This window comes from Streptomyces sp. YPW6, assembly GCF_018866325.1.
Lineage (GTDB): Bacteria > Actinomycetota > Actinomycetes > Streptomycetales > Streptomycetaceae > Streptomyces.
On the sequence record NZ_CP076457.1, the window covers coordinates 3,474,370 to 3,492,024 of the forward strand.

Genomic DNA, 17,655 nt, shown 5'->3' on the forward strand with positions numbered 1-17,655 from the left:
AGGTATCCGCCATGACCGAGACCCTGACCGACACCGTCTCCGCACCCCCGACCGCCGAGGACCTCGACCGCCTCACCGCGGCCACCGACTTCCTCGACCACGAGCACAAGACCGTACGCGCCTTCGTCGACAAGGCCCTCCAGGGCATCGACCGCGCCACCGCCGACCCCGTCGACCTCGCCGTCGCCCTCTACTACGCGGTGCGCGACGGCATCCACTACGAGGTCTACGGCGCCGACCTGTCGCCGCAGGGGCTGAAGGCGTCCAGCATCATCACCGGCGGCAAGGGCTTCTGCCTGCACAAGTCGGTGCTCTACGCCGCCGCCTGCCGCTCCGTCGGTATCCCGGCCCGGCTGCACTACAGCGACGTCCGCAACCACCTCGCCTCCGACCGGCTGCGCTCCTACATCGGCGGCGACGTCTTCTTCCACGGCCTGGCCACCGTGTACCTGAACGGGCAGTGGCTGAAGGTGACCCCGGTCTTCAACAAACTGCTGTGCCGGCTGTACGGCATGACCCCGCTGGAATTCGACGGACGCTCCGACAGCCTCTACCACCCCTTCGACGCGCAGGGGCGGCAGAGCATGGAGTTCCTCACCGACCACGGCGACTTCGACGACGTCCCGTACACGTTCGTCATGAGCACCATGCGCCGCAAGCACCCGAAGTTCCTGGACGCGGACGGCACCGGCACGGTGAGCGGCGGCTCGCTGGCCGACGAGGCGGGCTGAGCCCTCCCCTCCCCCGGGGGAGGGGCACGCCGCCCCGTACAGCGGCACCGCCCACCCCTGCACCGGAACCTCACGTCACGTCACGTCAGAGCAGAAGAACGGCAGAAGAGGAGAAGCACCCCATGACGCAGTTCCAGGCCCGAGAGGACGGCTGGGGCGCCGTCGCCCGCGTCGGTGTCGTCGTTCCGCACGCGGACGTCGGGCCGGAGTCCGAGCTCCAGGCGATGGCCCCGCGCGATGTCTACATCCACGGCTCCCGTGTCCACTTCGGGGCGATGCGGCCCGGCGGCGAGATGGACCCCAAGATCCCGCACGACCCGGTGCGTGCCTTCATCGACCCGCCGTTCATCGACGACGCGGTCGAACTGCTCGCGGCCTCCCCGCTGGACTCCATCGCCCTGGGGTTCACCAGCTCCGCCTACGTCCTGGGCGCCGACGGCGAGCAGAAGCTCTTCGAGCGGCTCGCCGAGCGGACCCGGGGCATCCCGCTCACCGGCACCACCCACGCGGCCGCGGCCGGGTTCCGCGCGCTCGGCGCCGAGCGGATCGCGCTGGTCAACCCGCCGTGGTTCGACGACGAGCTCTCCGCCCTGGGCGCCTCGTACTTCGACGAGCGGGGGTTCGACGTCGTCCACCACGCCCCCTGCGGCCTCCCCAGCAACCAGAAGCTCATCACCCCGGAGGCCCTGGTGCAGTGGATCGAGTCCACCGTCGCCCCGCAGCAGCCGCAGGCGGTCCTGGTCGCCGGCAACGGCATCCGCGCCGTGGGCACCGTCGCGGGCCTGGAGGAGCGGATCGGCTTCCCCGTCCTCACCGCCAACCAGGTGCTCTTCTGGCACGCGCTGCACCTGGCCGGCGGCACCGAGGCGGCCGCGCGGATCACCGACTACGGCGCCCTGTTCGGCGTCCGTCCGGAACCCGCGGGCGTGACCGGATGAGCCTGCTGCCCGCGTACGGCTACCAGGCCGCCGTGCAGGAGACCTGTGACACACCGGAGTACCACATGCCCCTGGTGTGCTGGCACGACGACGACAACGGCGTGCGTGGCCTGGTGCTGTACCGCGGGGCGCTGCGCCCCGCGGAGCAGGTACCGGGGTTCCGGCGCTATCTCGCCGCCGAGGGTCTGGAGCAGTACGCCACGACCGGCCCGTGGCCCCTGCTCGCAGCAACCGCCTGATCCGACCCGTGGCGGGGACCGGCCGGGTCCCCGCCACATCAGGAGCCGTATCGACATGACACACGACCTCAAGTGGTCCGACGCGCCTCCGGGGGAGGTCCGCGACCAGGTGGGCGTCTGGATCGTCCGGGCTCCGGCCGGGCAGCGGCTGCCGCCCGACGGGTCCCCGCCCGGCTGGCTCGACGAGAAGGAACGGAGCAGGCTGGCCGCGATACCCCAGCACTCCGGCAAGGAGGCCTACGCCTTCGCCCACTGGGCGCTGCGGAGCGTCCTCGGCTCCTCGCTCGGCTGCCCGCCCCGGAGCGTCGGCTTCCTGCGCCAGCCGTGTCCCGGCTGCGGCGGGGCGCACGGCAGGCCGGCCATCCGCGACCCGGACCGGGACGGCGAACCCCCGGAGTTCTCGATGTCGCACAGCGGGGACCACGTCGCCATCGCGGTCGCCGAGGCCACCATCGGCATCGACATCGAGTCCCATCCGACCCCGGAGTCGGTCGCGGGCTATCTGCCCTTCCTCCACCCGAGGGAGCAGCAGTGGCTGGGCGGACGTCCGGCCGGCGAACTGGTCCGGGACTTCGCCCGGCTGTGGACCCGCAAGGAAGCCATGGCCAAGGCGACCGGCCAGGGCATGGCCTCCGTCATGAACCGGCTGGACCTCACCGGCCAGCCGCTCGGCTGGCGGGTGCGGCAGCTGATCGCCCCACCCGGCTACGAGGCCAGCTTCGCCGTTCCGGCGTCGGTGCACGTGGACGTCATCATGCACGAGGACCTCCCGTATCCGATGCCGGAGCTGGAGCGGGTGTGACCGGCGGCGGGCGGTCCGTACCTCCGTGGAGGGGAGGTACGGACCGCCCGCCGCGTCCTGCCGTACGCCCGGCCGGGCAGGGGCTCACGCGATGGTCCTGCCGTTGGCCCCGCCGGGCAGGGGCTCACGCGATGGTCACCTCGGAGGTGAAGACCTGGACGCCGTCCTGCTCGATCGAGACGGGCACCCGGCTCCTGCCGGTGCCGACGGATACCGGGGACCCGGCCACGACGACGGCGGGAGCGTCGAGTTCGACGTACCGGACGAAGTTCGTCCGCATTCCGATGACGGCCGCGGTGGCCCCGCCGACGGCGCGTGCCGCCTGCCGGGCGGCCTCCAGCAGGAGCATTCCGGGCGCGTGGTCGACCGGGTGGTCGAAGAGCACGGGGTGGGCGGTGTCCACCCGCAGCAGCCACCGGTCGGGTCTCTCGCCCCCCAGGGCCGGCGAGAGGACCACGTCGGCCGCAGAGCTGCGGCCCACCCGGTGCGGCTCCACCGGCGGGCCCGCCGGGAGGCGGTTCTCCAGCGCGGCGTCGATGTCCGCGTAGCCCCGGCGCATTCTCCGGTAGACGGCCGCGGGCTGGTCGTTGAAGCGGGTGTGCGCGATCCCCATGAGCCGCTTCCCGAGGTGGACGTCGATGTCCATCGTCATGCCCGCGAACCTGTTGCCGCGCCGGACCACGTCCGAGCAGGACACCACCAGACGCACCTCGTCATCGGCGGTGGTGACCAGCGAGGCCAGCGGCTCGACCGCGAAGTTCAAGCACTCCCACGCCTGCTTGTGCTCCCGCGGGACGCCGTGGACGGCGTGGGAGAGCAGCGGCACCGTCTGGCGCACGGTCTCCGCGAGCAGCAGCGGATCGTACGCGCCCTGCGACGGCTGGTAGAACGCGTGGCCCTTCGGCCAGCGCGCCGTGATCACGAAGCGTCCCGCGTCCGCCTCGGTCCACGTGCTGAGCAGCACTTCCTCCCCCTGGAGCTTGTGCACCTGCCACTGGTGCACCTGAGACGGCTGGACCTGCTGTGCGTCACGGCTCAGTACGGAAACAGACAACGTGGACCCCCCACGATCGGTCGTTGCTCACGGATGACTGCGCAGAGGAGCGCCATGAGCACCCCCCGTGCCGACTCAAAAATAATGTTTCTTTTGTTTTGCCGGGTCAAGAGCAACGCGCGTCTGACTTTTTTTGGAGTCCAGGAGTGTGCGTAAGCAACTTAACTGGAACAAACGGGACTTGCCCTGGCGGCGGTCGGGCCGGATAACATAAGGGTCATTCTTTTTGGGAAGGTGACAGGGCATGGCACAACCGAAACAGGAGCGAGCGGAGCAGACCCGCCGCGCTCTCCTCCACGCTGCGGCAGAGGTGTTCGACGAGTTCGGCTACGCGGGTGCAAGCATCACGCGCATCCTCAAGCGCGCCGGCGTGACGGCCGGAGCGCTCTACTTCCACTTCGGCTCCAAGGAGGACCTGGCCAAGGCGGTGATGAACAGCCAGCCGGAGACCCTGGTCCCGCTGGTGGCCGCCGGGGGCCTGCAACGGCTCATCGACATCACGCTCGTCTGGTCGTGGCAGCTCCAGCGCGATCCGCTGCTGCGGGCCGGCGTCCGGCTGACCAACGAGCAAACGTCGGTGGGCGGTCCCGCCAACGCCGACCCGTACGAGAAGTTCCGCGCGATCATGACCGGGTGCCTCCAGGACGCCCAGGACGACGGCGAGCTCCAGCCCGGCGTCGACCCGGTCGTGGTCGCGGAGTTCGTGGTCGCGGCCTGCACCGGGATGCAGATGTACTCCAACGTCGTCAGCGGCCGCCAGGACCTTCCCGAGCGCACCCAGCAGATGTGGAACCTGATCCTTCCGGGCATCGCGGTGCCGTCCGTGATCACCCGCGCCGACGCGACCCCCGCCCGGGGCGCCGCGATGATGCCCTGACCACTCCGCCCGCCGACCGTTCCTCCCGCCTCGAACGAGCCTCAAGGAGCCCCATGCCTTCCTTACGCCTGGCCGCCCTGAACATCGACGGTGTCCTGCTCGACGACACCTTCAGCCCGGTCATCCACCAGTTCGTCGTCAGCCGGGGCGGGACCTACTCGGCCGCGCTGGAGCGATCGGTCTTCTCCCAGCCGCAGCACATCGCCGGGCAACGGCTCGCGGCCGCCGTGGGCGGCGGCATGACGGGCGAGGCGGCGCTCGCCGCCTACTTCGAGGAGCGCGCCGCCCACGTCGACCGGCACCCGGTCACGATCACCCCGGGCACGCACCGCCTGCTCCACCGGCTGCGGAGCGCGGGCCTGCGCACGGTCTGCTACGGGGGCCTGGGCAAGGAGCACTTCGACCGCCATCTGGGCCGCTACGCCCACCTGTTCGACGGCCCCGGCTACGTCAGCACCAACGACATCCGCCCCGGCCTCCGGGAGATCACCGAGGACGTCTTCGGGCTCCGTCCCGCCCAGGCCCTCTTCGTCGACGACGTCGCCCGGGTCGCCGAGGCGGCCCGCGCGCTGGGCACCGCCTTCGTCGGCCACCCCTCCGCCTTCGCCCACAGCCACCAGCGCGCTCTCATGCGGGAGGCGGGCGTGCGTCACGTGATCGACCGCCTGGACGCGCTCGACGACGGTCTGCTGCACCGGATCGACCGGGAGATGAGCACGGACACGTTCTGGAGCCCCGCCCTCGTGGCGGCCGGCCGGGAGAGACAGGCATGACGCCGGGCGGACCGCTGCTGTCCGGCAAGGTGGCGCTGATCACCGGCGCCTCCAGCGGCATAGGCGCCGCGGCCGGCCGCCACTTCGCCGACGAGGGAGCCGCCGTCGTGCTCGTCGCCCGCCGGGCCGCCCGGGTGGAGGAGGTCGCCGAGCGCATCCGGAAGGACGGCGGCCGGGCCGTGGCCGTACCGGGCGACGTCACCCGCCCCGCGGACATGGAACGGGCCGTCGCCACGGCGGTCGACCGGTTCGGCAGCCTCGACTGCGCGTTCAACAACGCCGGGCACGCCACCGCCGGAACGGTCCTGCACGAACTCCCCGACGACGTCTTCGACCGCACCCTGGACGTCAACCTGCGCGGGGTGTGGAACTGCCTGCGCGCCGAGATCCCCGCCATGCTGGAGACCGGTGCCGGGGCGGTCGTCAACACGTCCAGCGTCGCGGGCGTACGGGCCACCGCCGCGTCGGCGCCCTATGTGGCCGCGAAGCACGCGGTCATCGGCCTCACCAGGGCGGCGGCCGCCGAGTACGGCGAGCACGGCATCCGGGTCAACGCCCTCGTGGTGGGCGGCACCGACACGGAGATGATGGACTCCTTCCGCTCCACCGGCCTCGCCGCGGGCGCGTCCTTCGGCTCCCGGGGCATCCAGCGGCGGCTGGCCGATCCGGTCGAGATCGCCCGCGCCGCCGCCTGGCTCTGCTCGGACGCCTCCTCCTTCACCACCGGCACCGCCCTCGCGGTGGACGGCGGCCGGACCGCGAAATGACGGCGGAGCCCAGCCACGGCCGCGCCGTCCGGGACCGCCGCGCGAGGGCGGCGGCGCACGGCGGGACACGACGCCCCCGGCGGCTGCCGCCCATTCCTGATGGGAGGCAGCCGCCGGGGGCGTGCGGTCGCGGGGCGTCAGACCTGGAGCGCGCCCGGCCGGTCCGCGACCTGCTGGGCCGTCGCCGCCGGGGCGACCGCCTCGGGCTTGGTGCGGTCGGCGAGCTTCAGCCAGATGACACCGACGATGATGACCGTCAGCCAGATGCCCTTGGCCAGGGTCAGGGTCTCGTCGAAGAAGACGGGGCCCAGGACGGCGGCGCCGACCGCGCCGATACCGGCCCAGACCGCGTAACCGATGCTGACCTCGATCGTGCGGAGCGCGAGGCTGAGCGCGTAGAGCGTCAGCAGGAAGAACACCACGGCGACCAGGGACCAGGTCAGGACGGTGAAGCCTTCGCTGCCGCCGACGGCGAGCGCGTAGCCGATCTCGAAGCCTCCGGCGAGCAGGAGCGAGAGCCAGGCGTTGGTGGAGGTCTTGGCTGTGTTGGACATGGGAGGTGGATCCTCTCTGGGGTGGCGTCAGGTGGTGGGCGGGAGGCTGCGCGTGCGCGGCCGGGCGTGGTGCACCCGGGCTCAGGCGGAACCGCTCAGCTGGAGGCCGACGACGCCACCGATGACGAGGATGATGCCGATCGCCTTGTTCCAGTTCAGGCGCTGACCGAAGAAGAGCGCGCCGAGGATGGTGATGCCGACGCCCGCCACGGAGGTCCACAGGGCGTAGCCGACGCCGACGTCGAAGGTCAGCAGCGACTTGCTGAGGAAGAAGGTGGCCAGGGCGCCGCTGATCAGGGTGATGGCGGTCCACTTGCGGTTCTTGAAGCCCTCCGCCTTTCCGGCGGCGATGGCGACAGCGATCTCGAAGGCGACGGCGATGGCGAGGTAGAGCCAGTGCATGGGAGGTCCTTCCGTGCGGTGGGTGGGAAGCGGAGTGGGCGTGGGGCAGGCGGTGCGAAGAACGGCGTGCGGCGATGGAGCGGATGCGGGCCCGGGTCAGTGCCGGGGCCGGCTCATGGTGAGGAAGTCCTGGAACGGCGCTTCCGCTTCGGGGAGCTGGAGTGCCGTGACCTTGACGGGCCAGCGCTCGGGGTCCTCGGCGAACAGGGAGTACGAGCCGGTGTAGTCGAAGCCGTACCGGGCGGCGGTCCGGCGGTCGGCGGTGTGCACGATGTGGCCGACGCCGGCGAACCGCGCCGCCATGTAGCACAGGGCGCAGGGCTCGCCGGAGGCGATCAGGGTGGCTCCCACCACGGCGCGCATGCCGTGCCGGGCGGCGGCCTCCCGGAGGGCGACGACCTCGGCGTGCGCGGTCGGGTCGTTGTCCTCGCGGACCCGGTTGAAGCCGGTCCCCAGGATGCGTCCACCGCCCACGACGACACCGGAGAAGGGGATGCCGCCCTGGGCGACGTGCTCGCGGCTGAGCCGGATCGCTTCGTGGGCGAAGCCCATCAGTTCGCTGTCGTGTGTACCCATGAGCAGTTCGTCTCCCGAATTCCCTGCATCTCCATTGCCTGCACATGCAAGCAAATGATGGCCGCAGATCTCCGCCGAAGGCGTGACCCGATGCCTTTATCTTGCATGTGCATATAACGAGTGTCAAGTGGAAGCGTGCGCAAGGGCGTTGTCCAGCGTGGCCAGCGGCTCCAGCACGCGCGGATCGAACGGCACGGGGAGGGCCCTCGCGGCCACCTTGTGCGGCAGGTCGGGGTTGGCCAGCGCCCCCGTCCCGACCGCCAGGACGTCCGCGTGCCCCTCGTCCAGCACGCGCCGTGCCACCGCGTCCTCGTGCAGCCCGCCGTTGGCGATCACGGGCAGTCCGGTGACCTTCCGGGCGAGCCCGGGGAGCGTCGGCCCGTCCGGCAGCCAGTCCCGTCCGCTGCCCGCGAGGTGCAGGTAGCCGGCCCCGGCCCCGGCCGCCGCAGCGAAGAGGGCCGCCGCCTCGGCATCGCCCCCCTGCCACCGCCACCCGAAGTTGTTGATCTTTCCCTGGGAGAGCCGGACGCCGACCGTGAAGCCGGGCCCGGCCGCGTCTCTGACCGCGGCCGTCACCTCCCGGAGGAGCCGTGAGCGCCCCTCGATCTCCCCGCCGTACCCGTCGGTGCGCAGATTGGTGTACGGGGTGAGGAACTGGTCGAGCAGATAGCCGTTGGCGGCGTGGATCTCCACGCCGTCGAAGCCGGTGTCACGGGCGCGGACCGCGGCGGCGGCGAAACCCGCCACGGCCTCGTCGATCTGCCCGTGGGTCATCTCCAGCGGCACGGGCCAGGGGCCGCCGCCCCGGTACTTGGCCAGCTGCTCGCCCATCGGCCGGACCGCCGACGGGCCGGCGGTCCGGTCGCGGAACCGGTTCCCCTGGGCCAGGGCGCCGGCGTGCATCAGCTGGAGGACGATGCGCGCGCCGGCGGCGTGCGCCCGGTCGACGACGGCCCGCCAGGCGGTGGCCTGCGCCTCGTCCGTGATGCCGGGCTGGTGCAGATAGCCCTGGCCGAAGGCGGTGTCGGTGTAGGTCCCCTCGGTGATCAGGAGTCCGAAACCGCCCCGGGCGAAGGCTTCGTAGTACGCGGCCATCTGCTCGGTGGCCCGGCCGTCCCGGGTGGCGGAGACCCGGGTCATGGGGGCGACCGCGAATCTGTTGCGCAGGTCGAGACCCGCGAACCGGCAGGCGGCGAGGGCAGGATGGGGACGTAACGCGCTGGTGCGGGCGCCGCTCACCTCAGCACGTCCCGTCGATGCCGCAGGCCGCGCCGTAGCCGGCCTCCTCCGCCTGGCGGGCCTGCGCGTCCAGGATCGCCTTGCGCAGCTGGGCCGGGCGCGGGACGCCCTCGATCCGGATGTCCCCGACGAGCAGGGTGGGGACCGACCGCACCTGGTTCGCGGCCGCCTCCCGCAGGGCCTCCTGGTGCCGGGCGCGGTAGGCGCCGTCCGTCAGCGCGGCCCGGAACCCGGCCTCGTCCAGGCCGACCTCCGCGGCCAGGGCGGCGAGGACGTCGACCTTCCCCAGATCCCGGTCCTCCTGGAAGAAGGCGCGGAACATCCGCTGGTTGTAGGCGTCGCCCAGGCCGTGCTCGGCCGCGTACTGGTACCCCTCGAAGGCGAGGGCGGTGTAGGGCTGGGGCGAGACGGTGGGGAGCGTGATGTCGACACCCAGCCGGCGGGCCATGGGGTAGACGGCCCGCTCCCAGATGGCGGGCAGGTACTCGTCCTCCGGCCGCAGCGTGGGCTGGGGGTGGGCGCGCAGCTCGAAGGGCAGCCACTCGACTTCCACCTCGACGCCGACGTCCTTGATCGCCTCTTCGACGGGGCCCTCGGCCAGCATGCAGAAGGGGCAGACGTAGTCGGACCAGATCTTGATCTTCACGGGATCAGCCATGCGCAGGCTCCATCTAATTGATCGCGCAAACAACAACATCTCTCGACGGATGACCGAGAGATGCGAGGGGTCCCGAGAAGGTTGCACGATCATGCACTTTAGTGTCAAGCCTGCCGTCCCGACCGCGCGAGCCGGACACGCGAACGGCGGTGGCCCCCGGCCTCGGAAGGCTGGGGCCACCGCCGCGGTGCTGCCCGGGTACCGCTACAGGAACGAGTTGATCTCGATCGTCTCGGTCCGGCCGGGGCCGACGCCGATCGCGGAGATCGGCGCGCCCGACATCTCCTCCAGGGCCTTCACGTACCCCTGCGCGTTCTTCGGCAGGTCGGAGAAGGTCTTGGCCTTGGTGATGTCCTCGGACCAGCCCGGCAGGGTCTCGTAGATCGGCTTCGCGTGGTGGAAGTCGGTCTGGTTGTACGGGAGCTCCTCGACGCGCTTGCCGTCGATCTCGTACGCCACGCAGACCGGGATCCGCTCCCAGCCGGTGAGGACGTCCAGCTTGGTGAGGAAGAAGTCGGTCAGGCCGTTGACCCGGGTCGCGTACCGCGCGATCGGGGCGTCGAACCAGCCGCAGCGGCGGTCACGGCCGGTGGTGACACCGCGCTCGCCGCCGATGCGCCGCAGCGCCTCGCCGTCCTCGTCGAACAGCTCGGTCGGGAACGGACCGGCGCCCACACGCGTCGTATAGGCCTTGAGGATGCCGATCACGCGGCTGATCTTCGTCGGGCCGACACCGGCACCGGTGCAGGCGCCGCCCGCGGTCGGGTTCGACGAGGTGACGAAGGGGTACGTGCCGTGGTCGACGTCGAGCAGGGTGCCCTGGCCGCCCTCGAAGAGCACGACCTTGCCGTCGTCGATGGCTTCGTTCAGGATCAGGGTCGTGTCGGCGACGAACGGCTTGATCCGCTCCGCGTACTGGAGCATGTCCTCGACGACCTTGCCGGCCTCGATCGCCCGGCGGTTGAAGACCTTGGCCAGGAGCTGGTTCTTCTGCTCCAGCGCGGCCTCGACCTTCTGCTCCAGGATCGACTCGTCGTAGAGGTCCTGGACGCGGATCCCCACCCGGTTGATCTTGTCGGCGTAGGTCGGGCCGATGCCCCGGCCCGTCGTACCGATCTTGCGCTTCCCGAGGAAGCGCTCGGTCACCTTGTCGAGCGTGACATTGTACGGAGTGATCAAATGAGCGTTGCCGCTGATCAGAAGCTTGGACGTGTCGACGCCTCGCTCGTTCAGACCGCTCAGCTCGGAGAGCAGGACCGCCGGGTCGACCACGACACCGTTCCCGATGACCGGGGTACAGCCCGGCGACAGGATTCCGGAGGGGAGGAGATGCAGTGCGTACTTCTGGTCGCCCACGACGACCGTGTGACCGGCGTTGTTACCGCCCTGGTATCGCACGACATAGTCCACGGATCCACCGAGGAGATCGGTGGCCTTCCCCTTGCCCTCGTCACCCCACTGAGCACCGAGCAGCACAAGTGCGGGCACAGGCGTACACCCCTTCCGGGCGGGGCATGTCCAAGGTCAGGGGGCGTACGTCAAGGTCGTACCTGCCGCACGACGATGTACGGCACAGCCTGAGCCGTCGAACCGGGTGCCCCGGAATAGACGAAGCCCCTGGCGCAATAGCGCAAGGGGCTCTTGCACCAAGATGCTACCCGAGGAAGGACCGAGGTGTCGGCTGCAGAGCCCCCCGGCGACGGCGACGACCAGCTCCTGGTGGTCATCGACCCGGTCGCCCGCCGGACCGACGGCGAGTCCGTCCGGATCGCCAAGGACGTGCTGAGCGCCGGCGCGCACGCCAAGATCTGCCTTCCGGACACCCCCGAGGAGTTCGCGCGGGCCCTGTCCCGGCGGGGTGCGCGCAGACCCGTCGTCGTCGGTGACGACCACGCGCTGCTGCGCGCCGTCGCCCTGCTGCACCGCGAGCGGGAGCTGGCCGCAGGCGCCCTCTCCCTGGTCCCCGTCGGCGCGGCGCACGCCCTGGAGGTCGCCCACGCCCTCGGCGTCCCCCGGGGCGCGGTGGCGGCCGCCCGTACCGCGCTGGACGGGGCGGTGCGCCGCCGGGACCTGCTGGTCGACGACAGCGACGGCGTGGTCCTGGGCCGCCTGCGCATCCCGGCCCCGCCGCCCCCGCCGCCCGGCTCCGGGACCCCGCACGCGGGCGTCACGGCCGTCTGGGACACCTGCCGCTCGCTGGTGACCTCCCTGGTCCGCCCGGCCCCGGTCGCCGCCTCGACGCACCCGGGCACGCACCGCCTGCGCATCGAGGCGGACGGGGTGCTGCTGAACGACCTGGACACCCCGGTCCGGGACCTCTCGGTGACCTCCCAGGGCGGCGGGGGCCTCGCCGACGTCGTCGTCCGCACCGGTTCCGGCGAGGACGTGACGGCGGAGGCCCAGGCCGTCACGGTCTCCGGCGCGGACTTCCGCTACCGGGCGGACATACAGACCGGGGGGCCGGTGCGGACCCGGACCTGGACGGTCCGGGCGGGCGCCTGGGGGCTGATGCTGCCCGGCCCGGCGAGCGCCGACGCGGCGGCGGGCGCAGGCTGGTAGGAGACGGCCCCGGAGCCGTCCCGTTACCCGCCCGGTCCCGGAGGTGACCGTCATGACCAGGATCGCTGTCGGATGGCACATCGACCTCGAATTCGAGGAGGACACGCACCGCACGCGCGCGGCGGCGCTCGTCCGCCTCTCCGACGGAACAGAGGTACGCGCCCACGGCTATGCCAGCCGCCATCCCTCGGATGCCGACCAGCAGCGGGTCGGCGAGGAGATCGCGGGGGCCAGGGCGCTCAACGAACTGGCGATGAAACTGCTGACCAAGGCGCACGACGAGATCGACGAGGCGTCGGGCAGGACGTCGTACCCGCTGACCTGATCCGAGGCGCTGTTTCGAGGGCTCCGGCCCGTGTCACCGCTCCTCGACCGCCGATGGGACCCGACCGGGCCCGCGCGGGAGCGGAGGCGTCCGCCCCGTGGCCGCCCCGCATGGGCGGGGCCCGAACACGTCCGCGCGGGAGCAGAGGCGTCCGCCTCATGGCCGGCCCGCATGGGCGGGGCCCGAACACGTCCGCGCGGGAGCGGAACCGCGCCCGCGCCCCGCCGCGTCCTCCGGATCATGGAGACCGAGAACCCGCGACGCGAAGCCGTCACAGGAACCGCCGGCTGCGTGACCGCCTTCGCCGGAGCGCTCGCGGGCATCGTGCTCTGGGCGCCGCACGGCAAGGGCGGCCTCCTCGACGGCTTCGAGGGCGCCTCCAACTGGAACGTGCTCTGGGTCGGACTGCCCCTCATGATCCTCGGCGGGATCGCGGCGGCCCTGGCCCTGTTCTTCCTGGTCCGGCGCGACTGGAAGCGGGCCCTGGGCCTCGTCGCGGCGATCGGCGTCCTCGTCGCGGTCGGCATCGGCGTCGACGCGCTGGCCGGGGCGCCCAGGCCGGAGTGCTACGACCCCTGCTGAGCCCGCGCCCCGGCCGGGGGCCTACACCTCCGCCCGCAGCTCCCTCAGCCCCCGGATCACGTACCCGGGCTGCCACTCCGGCTCCGCCGTCATCCGCAGCGCGGGCGCCTTCCGCAGCAGTTCCCCGAAGGACGCGGCCAGCTCCAGCCGGGCCAGCGGCGCACCCAGGCAGAAGTGGATGCCCGCGCCGAAGGTGATGTGCGGATTGTCCGTACGCGACAGATCCAGCGCGTCCGGGCGCGCGAACCGCTCCGGGTCCCGGTTGGCCGAGCCGAACAGCAGCGCCACCTCCGCGCCCCGCCGGATCACCTGGCCGTCGATCTCGATGTCGTCCAGCACCCAGCGTTCGAACATCTGCAACGGGGTGTCGTAGCGCAGCAGCTCCTCGATCGCGGTCGGCAGCAGCGCGGGGTCGGCGCGCAGGGCCGCCAGCTGCTCCGGGTGGTGGAAGAGGGTCCGCCAGCCGTTGACGGTGGTGTTCACCGTCGCCTCGTGGCCCGCGTTCAGCAGCAGCACACAGGTCGAGATCATCTCCTGCTCGGTCAGCCGCTCGCCCTCGTCGTGGGCGGCGATGAGCGCCGAGATCAGGTCGTCGCCGGGGGCGGTGCGCCGCTCGGCGATCAGCCCGCGCAGATACGCGGAGAAGTCCACGGAGGCGGAGACGGCGGCGGCCGCCGTCTCCGCCGAGGGGTTCAGCTCGAACATCCCGCAGATCGCCGCCGACCAGGGCCGCAGCAGACCCCGGTCCGCCTCCGGAACGCCCAGCATCTCCGCGATGACGGCGACCGGCAGCGGCTCCGCGACCTCCGCCAGCAGGTCCCCGCCGCCCTCGGCGACGAACGCGTCGACCAGCTCGGCCGCCAGCCGCCGTACGGTCGGGGCGAGGTTCTCGACCGTGCGCGGGGTGAACGCCTTGGAGATCAGCCGCCGGATCCGGGGATGGTCGGGGGCCTCCAGGTCGAGGATGCCCTGCCCGTTGAGCGTGGTGAACGGCTCGTGCTCGGGCGGCGGCGGGGTCCGCCCGAACTCCTCGTGGCTGAAGCGGTGCAGATACGTACGCCCGAGGCGCCGGTCGCGCAGCAGGGCCGACACGTCGGAGTGGTGCGGGATCAGCCACTGCCCCGTCGGCTCGAACCAGTGCGCCCGGCCGGCGGCGCGCAGCGCGCTGTAGGCGGGGTAGGGATCGGCGACGAACGCGGGCGACCAGGGGTCGAAGGACACGTGCATGACCCGACGCTACCCGCGCCCGCGCCCGCCGCAAGAGGTCCGGCGCAGGTCCGGCTACCCCGGGGTGACCAGCCGCGCCTCGTACGCGAACACCGCCGCCTGGGTCCGGTCGCGCAGCCCCAGCTTCACCAGGATGCGGCTGACGTGCGTCTTGATCGTGGACTCGGCGACGATCAGGTGCGAGGCGATCTCCGCGTTGGACAGCCCCTGCGCGATGAGGACCAGCACCTCCGTCTCGCGCTCGGTGAGGTCCCCGATCCGGGCCAGGGCGGGCGGCCTGGGGGCCTCCGCGAGCTTGGAGAACTCCGTGATCAGCCGCCGGGTCACCGTCGGGGCGAGCAGCGCCTCACCCGAGGCGACCACCCGTACCCCGTCGGCGAGCTGCCGGGCCGAGGCGTCCTTGAGGAGGAAGCCCGAGGCCCCGGCCCGCAGCGCCTGGTAGACGTACTCGTCGAGATCGAAGGTGGTCAGCACCAGGACCTTCGCGTCGGCGTCCCGCGCGACGATCTCGCGGGTCGCCTCGATGCCGTTCATCTCCGGCATGCGGATGTCCATCAGGACGACGTCCGGGCGCAGGGCGGCGACCTGGTCGAGGGCCTGCCGGCCGTCCAGCGCCTCGCCCACGACGGTGATCCCCGGCATCGCGTTGAGCAGGACCGAGAAGCCCTCGCGGACCATCATCTGGTCGTCGACGATCAGGACCCGGATGTCGGTGTCGCTCATGCCCGGCCGTCCCGGTCGATGACGACGGTGGTCCCGGCGTCACCGCCACCGTCACCCGCCCCGTCCGTCCTCGCCGCCGCCTCGCGGGGCCCGCGCCGCTCCGGCTGCTCCGGCTGCTCCGGCTGCTCGGACAGCGGTACGGGAAGGAACACGGCGACCTCGTACCCGCCGTCGGCCGTCGGCCCGGCCGTCATCTCGCCGTTCAGCATCGCGACCCGCTCCCGCATCCCGGTGATCCCGTGCCCGGCCCCGGGCGAGGGCTTGACCAGGCCCCGCGCGGGCCCGTTGACCACGCGCAGCCCGAGCCCGCCGAGGACGTAGCCGAGCTCGACCCTCGCCGAGGCTCCCGGCGCGTGCCGGAGGCTGTTGCTCAGGGCCTCCTGGACGATCCGGTACGCCGACAGCTCGACGCCCTGCGGCAGCTCGCGGACGGCCCCGGTGATCACCTTCTCCGTCTCCAGGCCCGTCTCGCGGACGTTGTCCAGGAGCCCGTCGAGGGCGGCGAGGGTGGGCTGCGGGGCGTCCGGGGCCTCGTAGTCCTCCGCCCGGACGACCCCGAGGACGCGGCGCAGCTCGGTGAGGGCGGCCACCGCGTTCTCCCGGATGGTGGCGAAGGCCTGCTCCAGCTCGGGCGGCGGGTTCTCGACCCGGTAGGGGGCGGCCTCGGCCTGGATCGCGACGACCGACATGTGGTGGGCGACGACGTCGTGCAGCTCCCGGGCGATGGTGGTGCGCTCCTCCAGCAGTGTGCGCCGGTCGCGCTCGACGGCGGTGACGGTGCGCTGCACGGTGACCTCGCGTTCGGCGTCGCGCCGGATCTGGACCACGGCGACGACGAGCAGTGCGAAGGCGGAGAGGGTGACCACGGGCGCGGTGATCGACGGGTCGCCGGCCTCCAGCAGCACCCCGAACAGCAGGGTCACCAGCCACATCCAGGCGGCCGTACGGGGACGGGTCCGCGCGGCCACGACCACCAGGACCGTCACCTGGGCCATGAAGGCGCTCGGCCCCCACAGCCCCTGGCTGCCGAGGACGGCGCAGAAGACGGTGGCCACCAGCGACGCCCAGAACGCGGCGACCGGCCGGACGAGCGTCATCGCCACCGGGATCGCGGGCACCACCCCCATCAGGAAGCGGTACTCCCACTCGGAGAACCCGGCCATCATCACGAGGAAGCCGGCGAACAGCACCACGGCGTGGGGGGCCCAGACGACGCCCTTGCGCAGCCCCTCGGGCAGTCGCCGGACCAGCCGTCCGTCCGGGCTCAGCGGCGGCAGCGGCCGGTAGGCGAACACGTTGCGCAGGAGGTCGTCCCGCAGGCCGTCTATCGCCCCTGCGGCTGCCCGGAACTCCGGGCTACTGGTCTTCGTCTGGGTCTCGGTCACGTTTCCACGGTAGGCGGGGGCGGATGGCGGGTCGTCAGCATCGCTACGGATTCCGGAGCGTCCGTCTCAAGGACTACCCGTCTCCGCCCCACCGTCCCGAAGCCCGGTCGGGCCGCCGACCGGGCCTGCGCGCGGACGCAGTGCGCTGCTCCTCGGCCCACCGGGCGACGGTCCGCCCGGCCACCGCTCCCGGGCGTTCGCCGCGCCTCGACCCACTCCGCCCCCGCGCCGCAGGGCGCAGCGTTCACCAGGCGAGCTGGGTGATCTCCTCGGCGACGACGGCGCAGGCGTCGGCGGCGGGGTCGATCAGCGGGAAGTGCCCGACGCCGCCGAGCAGCGTCAGCCCGACCGTCTCGCCGGCCTGGGCCGCCGCGTCGACGTACGCCTCCGAGACGGCCTGCGGGACGACGATGTCCTCGACTCCCTGGACGATCGCGGTGGCGATCCCGGTCGGCAGCAGCATCCCGGGGTCGGCGTGCGCCGCGCGATCCGCGAAGCCGGCCTCCCCGCCCAGCAGCTGGGTGACCGCACCGCCGCACACCCCCAGCCGGACCGCCGTGGCGAAGTCCGCGATCGGGGCCAGGGCGACGACCCCGCGCAGCGGCGGCGGGGCCGGCAGCCGCCACGGCGACCCCTCGGGCAGGACGTGGCGCGCCGCCGCCCACAGGGCGAGGTGGCCGCCCGCGGAGTGACCGGTGACCACGATCCGCCGAACATCGGCGCCCGGCAGCGCGCGGCCGGCCAGCACGGGCAGCGCGTCCAGGGCCGCGGCCACGTCGTCGAAGGTCTCCGGCCAGCGCCCCGCGACCGGGTCCGCACCGGCGGTCGCCGGCCCGCTCCCGCCGCGCTGCCGCGGGATGTCGTCGCCGCCGCGCCGGTACTCCACGCTGGCCACGGCGAAGCCCCGGCGGGCCAGGAAGTCCGCGAGCGGGGAGGCGTGGGCCCGGTCGTACGGGGCCCGCCAGGCGCCGCCGTGCAGCAGGACGACGAGCGGGACGCCGGTGCGGCCGTCGCGCGGGGCGTAGAAGTCGACGACCTGGTCGGGATGGTCCCCGTAGGCGGCGGTGGCGTCGGGGGCGACGGGAGGATGGGCGAACGCCGACGCGCTCTCCGCCTCGTCCCGATCACGCGCCGCAGAGTCCGGGGAACCCGGGGTGTCCGCCATGCTGCTCAACCGTCCTCCGCCCGTGGCCCGCGCCTGTGCTCCGCGCCCGTGCCTGTGCTCCGTGCCTGCGTTCTGTTCG

At 72.5% G+C, this 17,655-nt stretch carries 21 protein-coding genes; 10 read left to right on the top strand and 11 right to left on the bottom strand.

Annotated features, from left to right (window positions below; genetic code table 11):
* Positions 1–11: 11 nt before the first annotated feature.
* From KME66_RS15320 to KME66_RS15335, 4 genes are all read left to right on the top strand, one after another.
* Positions 12–731: a transglutaminase family protein gene (locus KME66_RS15320; protein WP_216322907.1), complete on the top strand. Its 720-nt coding sequence runs from the start codon at positions 12–14 to the stop codon at positions 729–731.
* Between the two features lie 122 nt (positions 732–853).
* Positions 854–1,669: a maleate cis-trans isomerase gene (locus KME66_RS15325; protein WP_073219044.1), complete on the top strand. Its 816-nt coding sequence runs from the start codon at positions 854–856 to the stop codon at positions 1,667–1,669.
* Positions 1,666–1,908, top strand: a complete 243-nt coding sequence (locus KME66_RS15330; RefSeq protein WP_019763170.1) for a DUF6253 family protein — start codon at positions 1,666–1,668, stop codon at positions 1,906–1,908. The genes KME66_RS15325 and KME66_RS15330 overlap by 4 nt, the downstream gene beginning before the upstream one ends.
* Positions 1,909–1,963: 55 nt before the next feature.
* Positions 1,964–2,710, top strand: a complete 747-nt coding sequence (locus KME66_RS15335; protein ID WP_073219040.1) for a 4'-phosphopantetheinyl transferase superfamily protein — start codon at positions 1,964–1,966, stop codon at positions 2,708–2,710.
* A 124-nt stretch (positions 2,711–2,834) separates the two neighbouring features.
* Here KME66_RS15335 and KME66_RS15340 read toward each other — a convergent pair whose 3' ends face one another.
* A complete protein-coding gene (locus tag KME66_RS15340; protein ID WP_253208356.1) occupies positions 2,835–3,764 on the bottom strand; it encodes a ScbA/BarX family gamma-butyrolactone biosynthesis protein in 930 nt (309 codons plus the stop codon).
* A gap of 244 nt (positions 3,765–4,008) precedes the next feature.
* On the opposite strand from KME66_RS15340, the gene KME66_RS15345 reads away from it, so the two are divergent.
* Genes KME66_RS15345 through KME66_RS15355 form a run of 3 tightly spaced genes read left to right on the top strand, consistent with a single transcriptional unit; the run spans position 4,009 to position 6,181 of the window.
* Entirely contained in the window at positions 4,009–4,641 is a 633-nt protein-coding gene (locus KME66_RS15345) for a ScbR family autoregulator-binding transcription factor (RefSeq protein ID WP_073219037.1), read from the top strand.
* A 53-nt stretch (positions 4,642–4,694) separates the two neighbouring features.
* Positions 4,695–5,414 carry an HAD family phosphatase gene (locus KME66_RS15350; RefSeq protein WP_216322910.1) on the top strand — a complete coding sequence of 240 codons (720 nt, stop codon included), beginning with the start codon at positions 4,695–4,697 and terminating at the stop codon, positions 5,412–5,414.
* Positions 5,411–6,181 (top strand): SDR family NAD(P)-dependent oxidoreductase, encoded by a 771-nt coding sequence (locus tag KME66_RS15355; RefSeq protein ID WP_073219031.1) that lies wholly within the window; start codon positions 5,411–5,413, stop codon positions 6,179–6,181. Before KME66_RS15350 ends, KME66_RS15355 begins: the two co-directional genes overlap by 4 nt.
* Positions 6,182–6,318: 137 nt before the next feature.
* Here KME66_RS15355 and KME66_RS15360 read toward each other — a convergent pair whose 3' ends face one another.
* The 6 genes from KME66_RS15360 to KME66_RS15385 form a co-directional block, all read right to left on the bottom strand.
* Complete coding sequence (locus KME66_RS15360; protein WP_073219028.1) at positions 6,319–6,735, bottom strand: multidrug efflux SMR transporter; 417 nt, start codon at positions 6,733–6,735, stop codon at positions 6,319–6,321.
* Between the two features lie 81 nt (positions 6,736–6,816).
* Positions 6,817–7,137, bottom strand: a complete 321-nt coding sequence (locus KME66_RS15365) for a multidrug efflux SMR transporter (protein WP_073219025.1) — start codon at positions 7,135–7,137, stop codon at positions 6,817–6,819.
* A gap of 96 nt (positions 7,138–7,233) precedes the next feature.
* Complete coding sequence (locus KME66_RS15370) at positions 7,234–7,713, bottom strand: nucleoside deaminase (RefSeq protein WP_073219020.1); 480 nt, start codon at positions 7,711–7,713, stop codon at positions 7,234–7,236.
* Positions 7,714–7,836: 123 nt separating this feature from the next.
* The gene (locus KME66_RS15375) at positions 7,837–8,952 is read right to left on the bottom strand and encodes an NADH:flavin oxidoreductase (RefSeq protein ID WP_216322913.1); all 1,116 of its coding nucleotides are present in this window, start codon (positions 8,950–8,952) and stop codon (positions 7,837–7,839) included.
* A gap of 1 nt (position 8,953) precedes the next feature.
* The gene (locus KME66_RS15380; RefSeq protein ID WP_073219014.1) at positions 8,954–9,610 is read right to left on the bottom strand and encodes a DsbA family protein; all 657 of its coding nucleotides are present in this window, start codon (positions 9,608–9,610) and stop codon (positions 8,954–8,956) included.
* Between the two features lie 204 nt (positions 9,611–9,814).
* Positions 9,815–11,098, bottom strand: coding sequence for an adenylosuccinate synthase (locus KME66_RS15385; protein ID WP_073219011.1), 1,284 nt, complete (start codon positions 11,096–11,098; stop codon positions 9,815–9,817).
* 186 nt (positions 11,099–11,284) lie between these two features.
* On the opposite strand from KME66_RS15385, the gene KME66_RS15390 reads away from it, so the two are divergent.
* The 3 genes from KME66_RS15390 (at position 11,285) to KME66_RS15400 (ending at position 13,076) form a co-directional block, all read left to right on the top strand.
* Positions 11,285–12,169, top strand: a complete 885-nt coding sequence (locus KME66_RS15390) for a diacylglycerol kinase (protein WP_073219008.1) — start codon at positions 11,285–11,287, stop codon at positions 12,167–12,169.
* 52 nt (positions 12,170–12,221) lie between these two features.
* Entirely contained in the window at positions 12,222–12,494 is a 273-nt protein-coding gene (locus KME66_RS15395) for a DUF1876 domain-containing protein (protein ID WP_069735586.1), read from the top strand.
* A 240-nt stretch (positions 12,495–12,734) separates the two neighbouring features.
* The gene (locus KME66_RS15400) at positions 12,735–13,076 is read left to right on the top strand and encodes a hypothetical protein (protein ID WP_216322916.1); all 342 of its coding nucleotides are present in this window, start codon (positions 12,735–12,737) and stop codon (positions 13,074–13,076) included.
* Between the two features lie 21 nt (positions 13,077–13,097).
* Here the strand turns inward: KME66_RS15400 and KME66_RS15405 are convergent, their stop codons facing one another.
* The 4 genes from KME66_RS15405 to KME66_RS15420 form a co-directional block, all read right to left on the bottom strand.
* A complete protein-coding gene (locus KME66_RS15405) occupies positions 13,098–14,303 on the bottom strand; it encodes a cytochrome P450 (RefSeq protein WP_216322918.1) in 1,206 nt (401 codons plus the stop codon).
* Between the two features lie 54 nt (positions 14,304–14,357).
* Positions 14,358–15,026 (bottom strand): response regulator transcription factor, encoded by a 669-nt coding sequence (locus KME66_RS15410; RefSeq protein WP_065490500.1) that lies wholly within the window; start codon positions 15,024–15,026, stop codon positions 14,358–14,360.
* Positions 15,023–16,411: a sensor histidine kinase gene (locus tag KME66_RS15415; RefSeq protein ID WP_216322920.1), complete on the bottom strand. Its 1,389-nt coding sequence runs from the start codon at positions 16,409–16,411 to the stop codon at positions 15,023–15,025. The genes KME66_RS15410 and KME66_RS15415 overlap by 4 nt, the downstream gene beginning before the upstream one ends.
* A 244-nt stretch (positions 16,412–16,655) precedes the next feature.
* Positions 16,656–17,576, bottom strand: coding sequence for a S9 family peptidase (locus KME66_RS15420; protein WP_073218996.1), 921 nt, complete (start codon positions 17,574–17,576; stop codon positions 16,656–16,658).
* Between the last annotated feature and the right edge of the window lie 79 nt (positions 17,577–17,655).

Excerpts from the sequence above, each read along its gene's own strand:
- KME66_RS15370 (WP_073219020.1), bottom strand. The coding sequence starts at position 7,713 with ATGGGTACACACGACAGCGAACTGATGGGCTTCGCCCACGAAGCGATC.
- KME66_RS15400 (WP_216322916.1), top strand. The coding sequence starts at position 12,735 with ATGGAGACCGAGAACCCGCGACGCGAAGCCGTCACAGGAACCGCCGGC.
- KME66_RS15420 (WP_073218996.1), bottom strand. The coding sequence starts at position 17,576 with ATGGCGGACACCCCGGGTTCCCCGGACTCTGCGGCGCGTGATCGGGAC.
- KME66_RS15410 (WP_065490500.1), bottom strand. The coding sequence starts at position 15,026 with ATGAGCGACACCGACATCCGGGTCCTGATCGTCGACGACCAGATGATG.
- KME66_RS15350 (WP_216322910.1), top strand. The coding sequence starts at position 4,695 with ATGCCTTCCTTACGCCTGGCCGCCCTGAACATCGACGGTGTCCTGCTC.
- KME66_RS15345 (WP_073219037.1), top strand. The coding sequence starts at position 4,009 with ATGGCACAACCGAAACAGGAGCGAGCGGAGCAGACCCGCCGCGCTCTC.
- KME66_RS15365 (WP_073219025.1), bottom strand. The coding sequence starts at position 7,137 with ATGCACTGGCTCTACCTCGCCATCGCCGTCGCCTTCGAGATCGCTGTC.
- KME66_RS15330 (WP_019763170.1), top strand. The coding sequence starts at position 1,666 with ATGAGCCTGCTGCCCGCGTACGGCTACCAGGCCGCCGTGCAGGAGACC.
- KME66_RS15395 (WP_069735586.1), top strand. The coding sequence starts at position 12,222 with ATGACCAGGATCGCTGTCGGATGGCACATCGACCTCGAATTCGAGGAG.
- KME66_RS15335 (WP_073219040.1), top strand. The coding sequence starts at position 1,964 with ATGACACACGACCTCAAGTGGTCCGACGCGCCTCCGGGGGAGGTCCGC.
- KME66_RS15325 (WP_073219044.1), top strand. The coding sequence starts at position 854 with ATGACGCAGTTCCAGGCCCGAGAGGACGGCTGGGGCGCCGTCGCCCGC.
- KME66_RS15360 (WP_073219028.1), bottom strand. The coding sequence starts at position 6,735 with ATGTCCAACACAGCCAAGACCTCCACCAACGCCTGGCTCTCGCTCCTG.
- KME66_RS15355 (WP_073219031.1), top strand. The coding sequence starts at position 5,411 with ATGACGCCGGGCGGACCGCTGCTGTCCGGCAAGGTGGCGCTGATCACC.
- KME66_RS15405 (WP_216322918.1), bottom strand. The coding sequence starts at position 14,303 with ATGCACGTGTCCTTCGACCCCTGGTCGCCCGCGTTCGTCGCCGATCCC.
- KME66_RS15380 (WP_073219014.1), bottom strand. The coding sequence starts at position 9,610 with ATGGCTGATCCCGTGAAGATCAAGATCTGGTCCGACTACGTCTGCCCC.
- KME66_RS15320 (WP_216322907.1), top strand. The coding sequence starts at position 12 with ATGACCGAGACCCTGACCGACACCGTCTCCGCACCCCCGACCGCCGAG.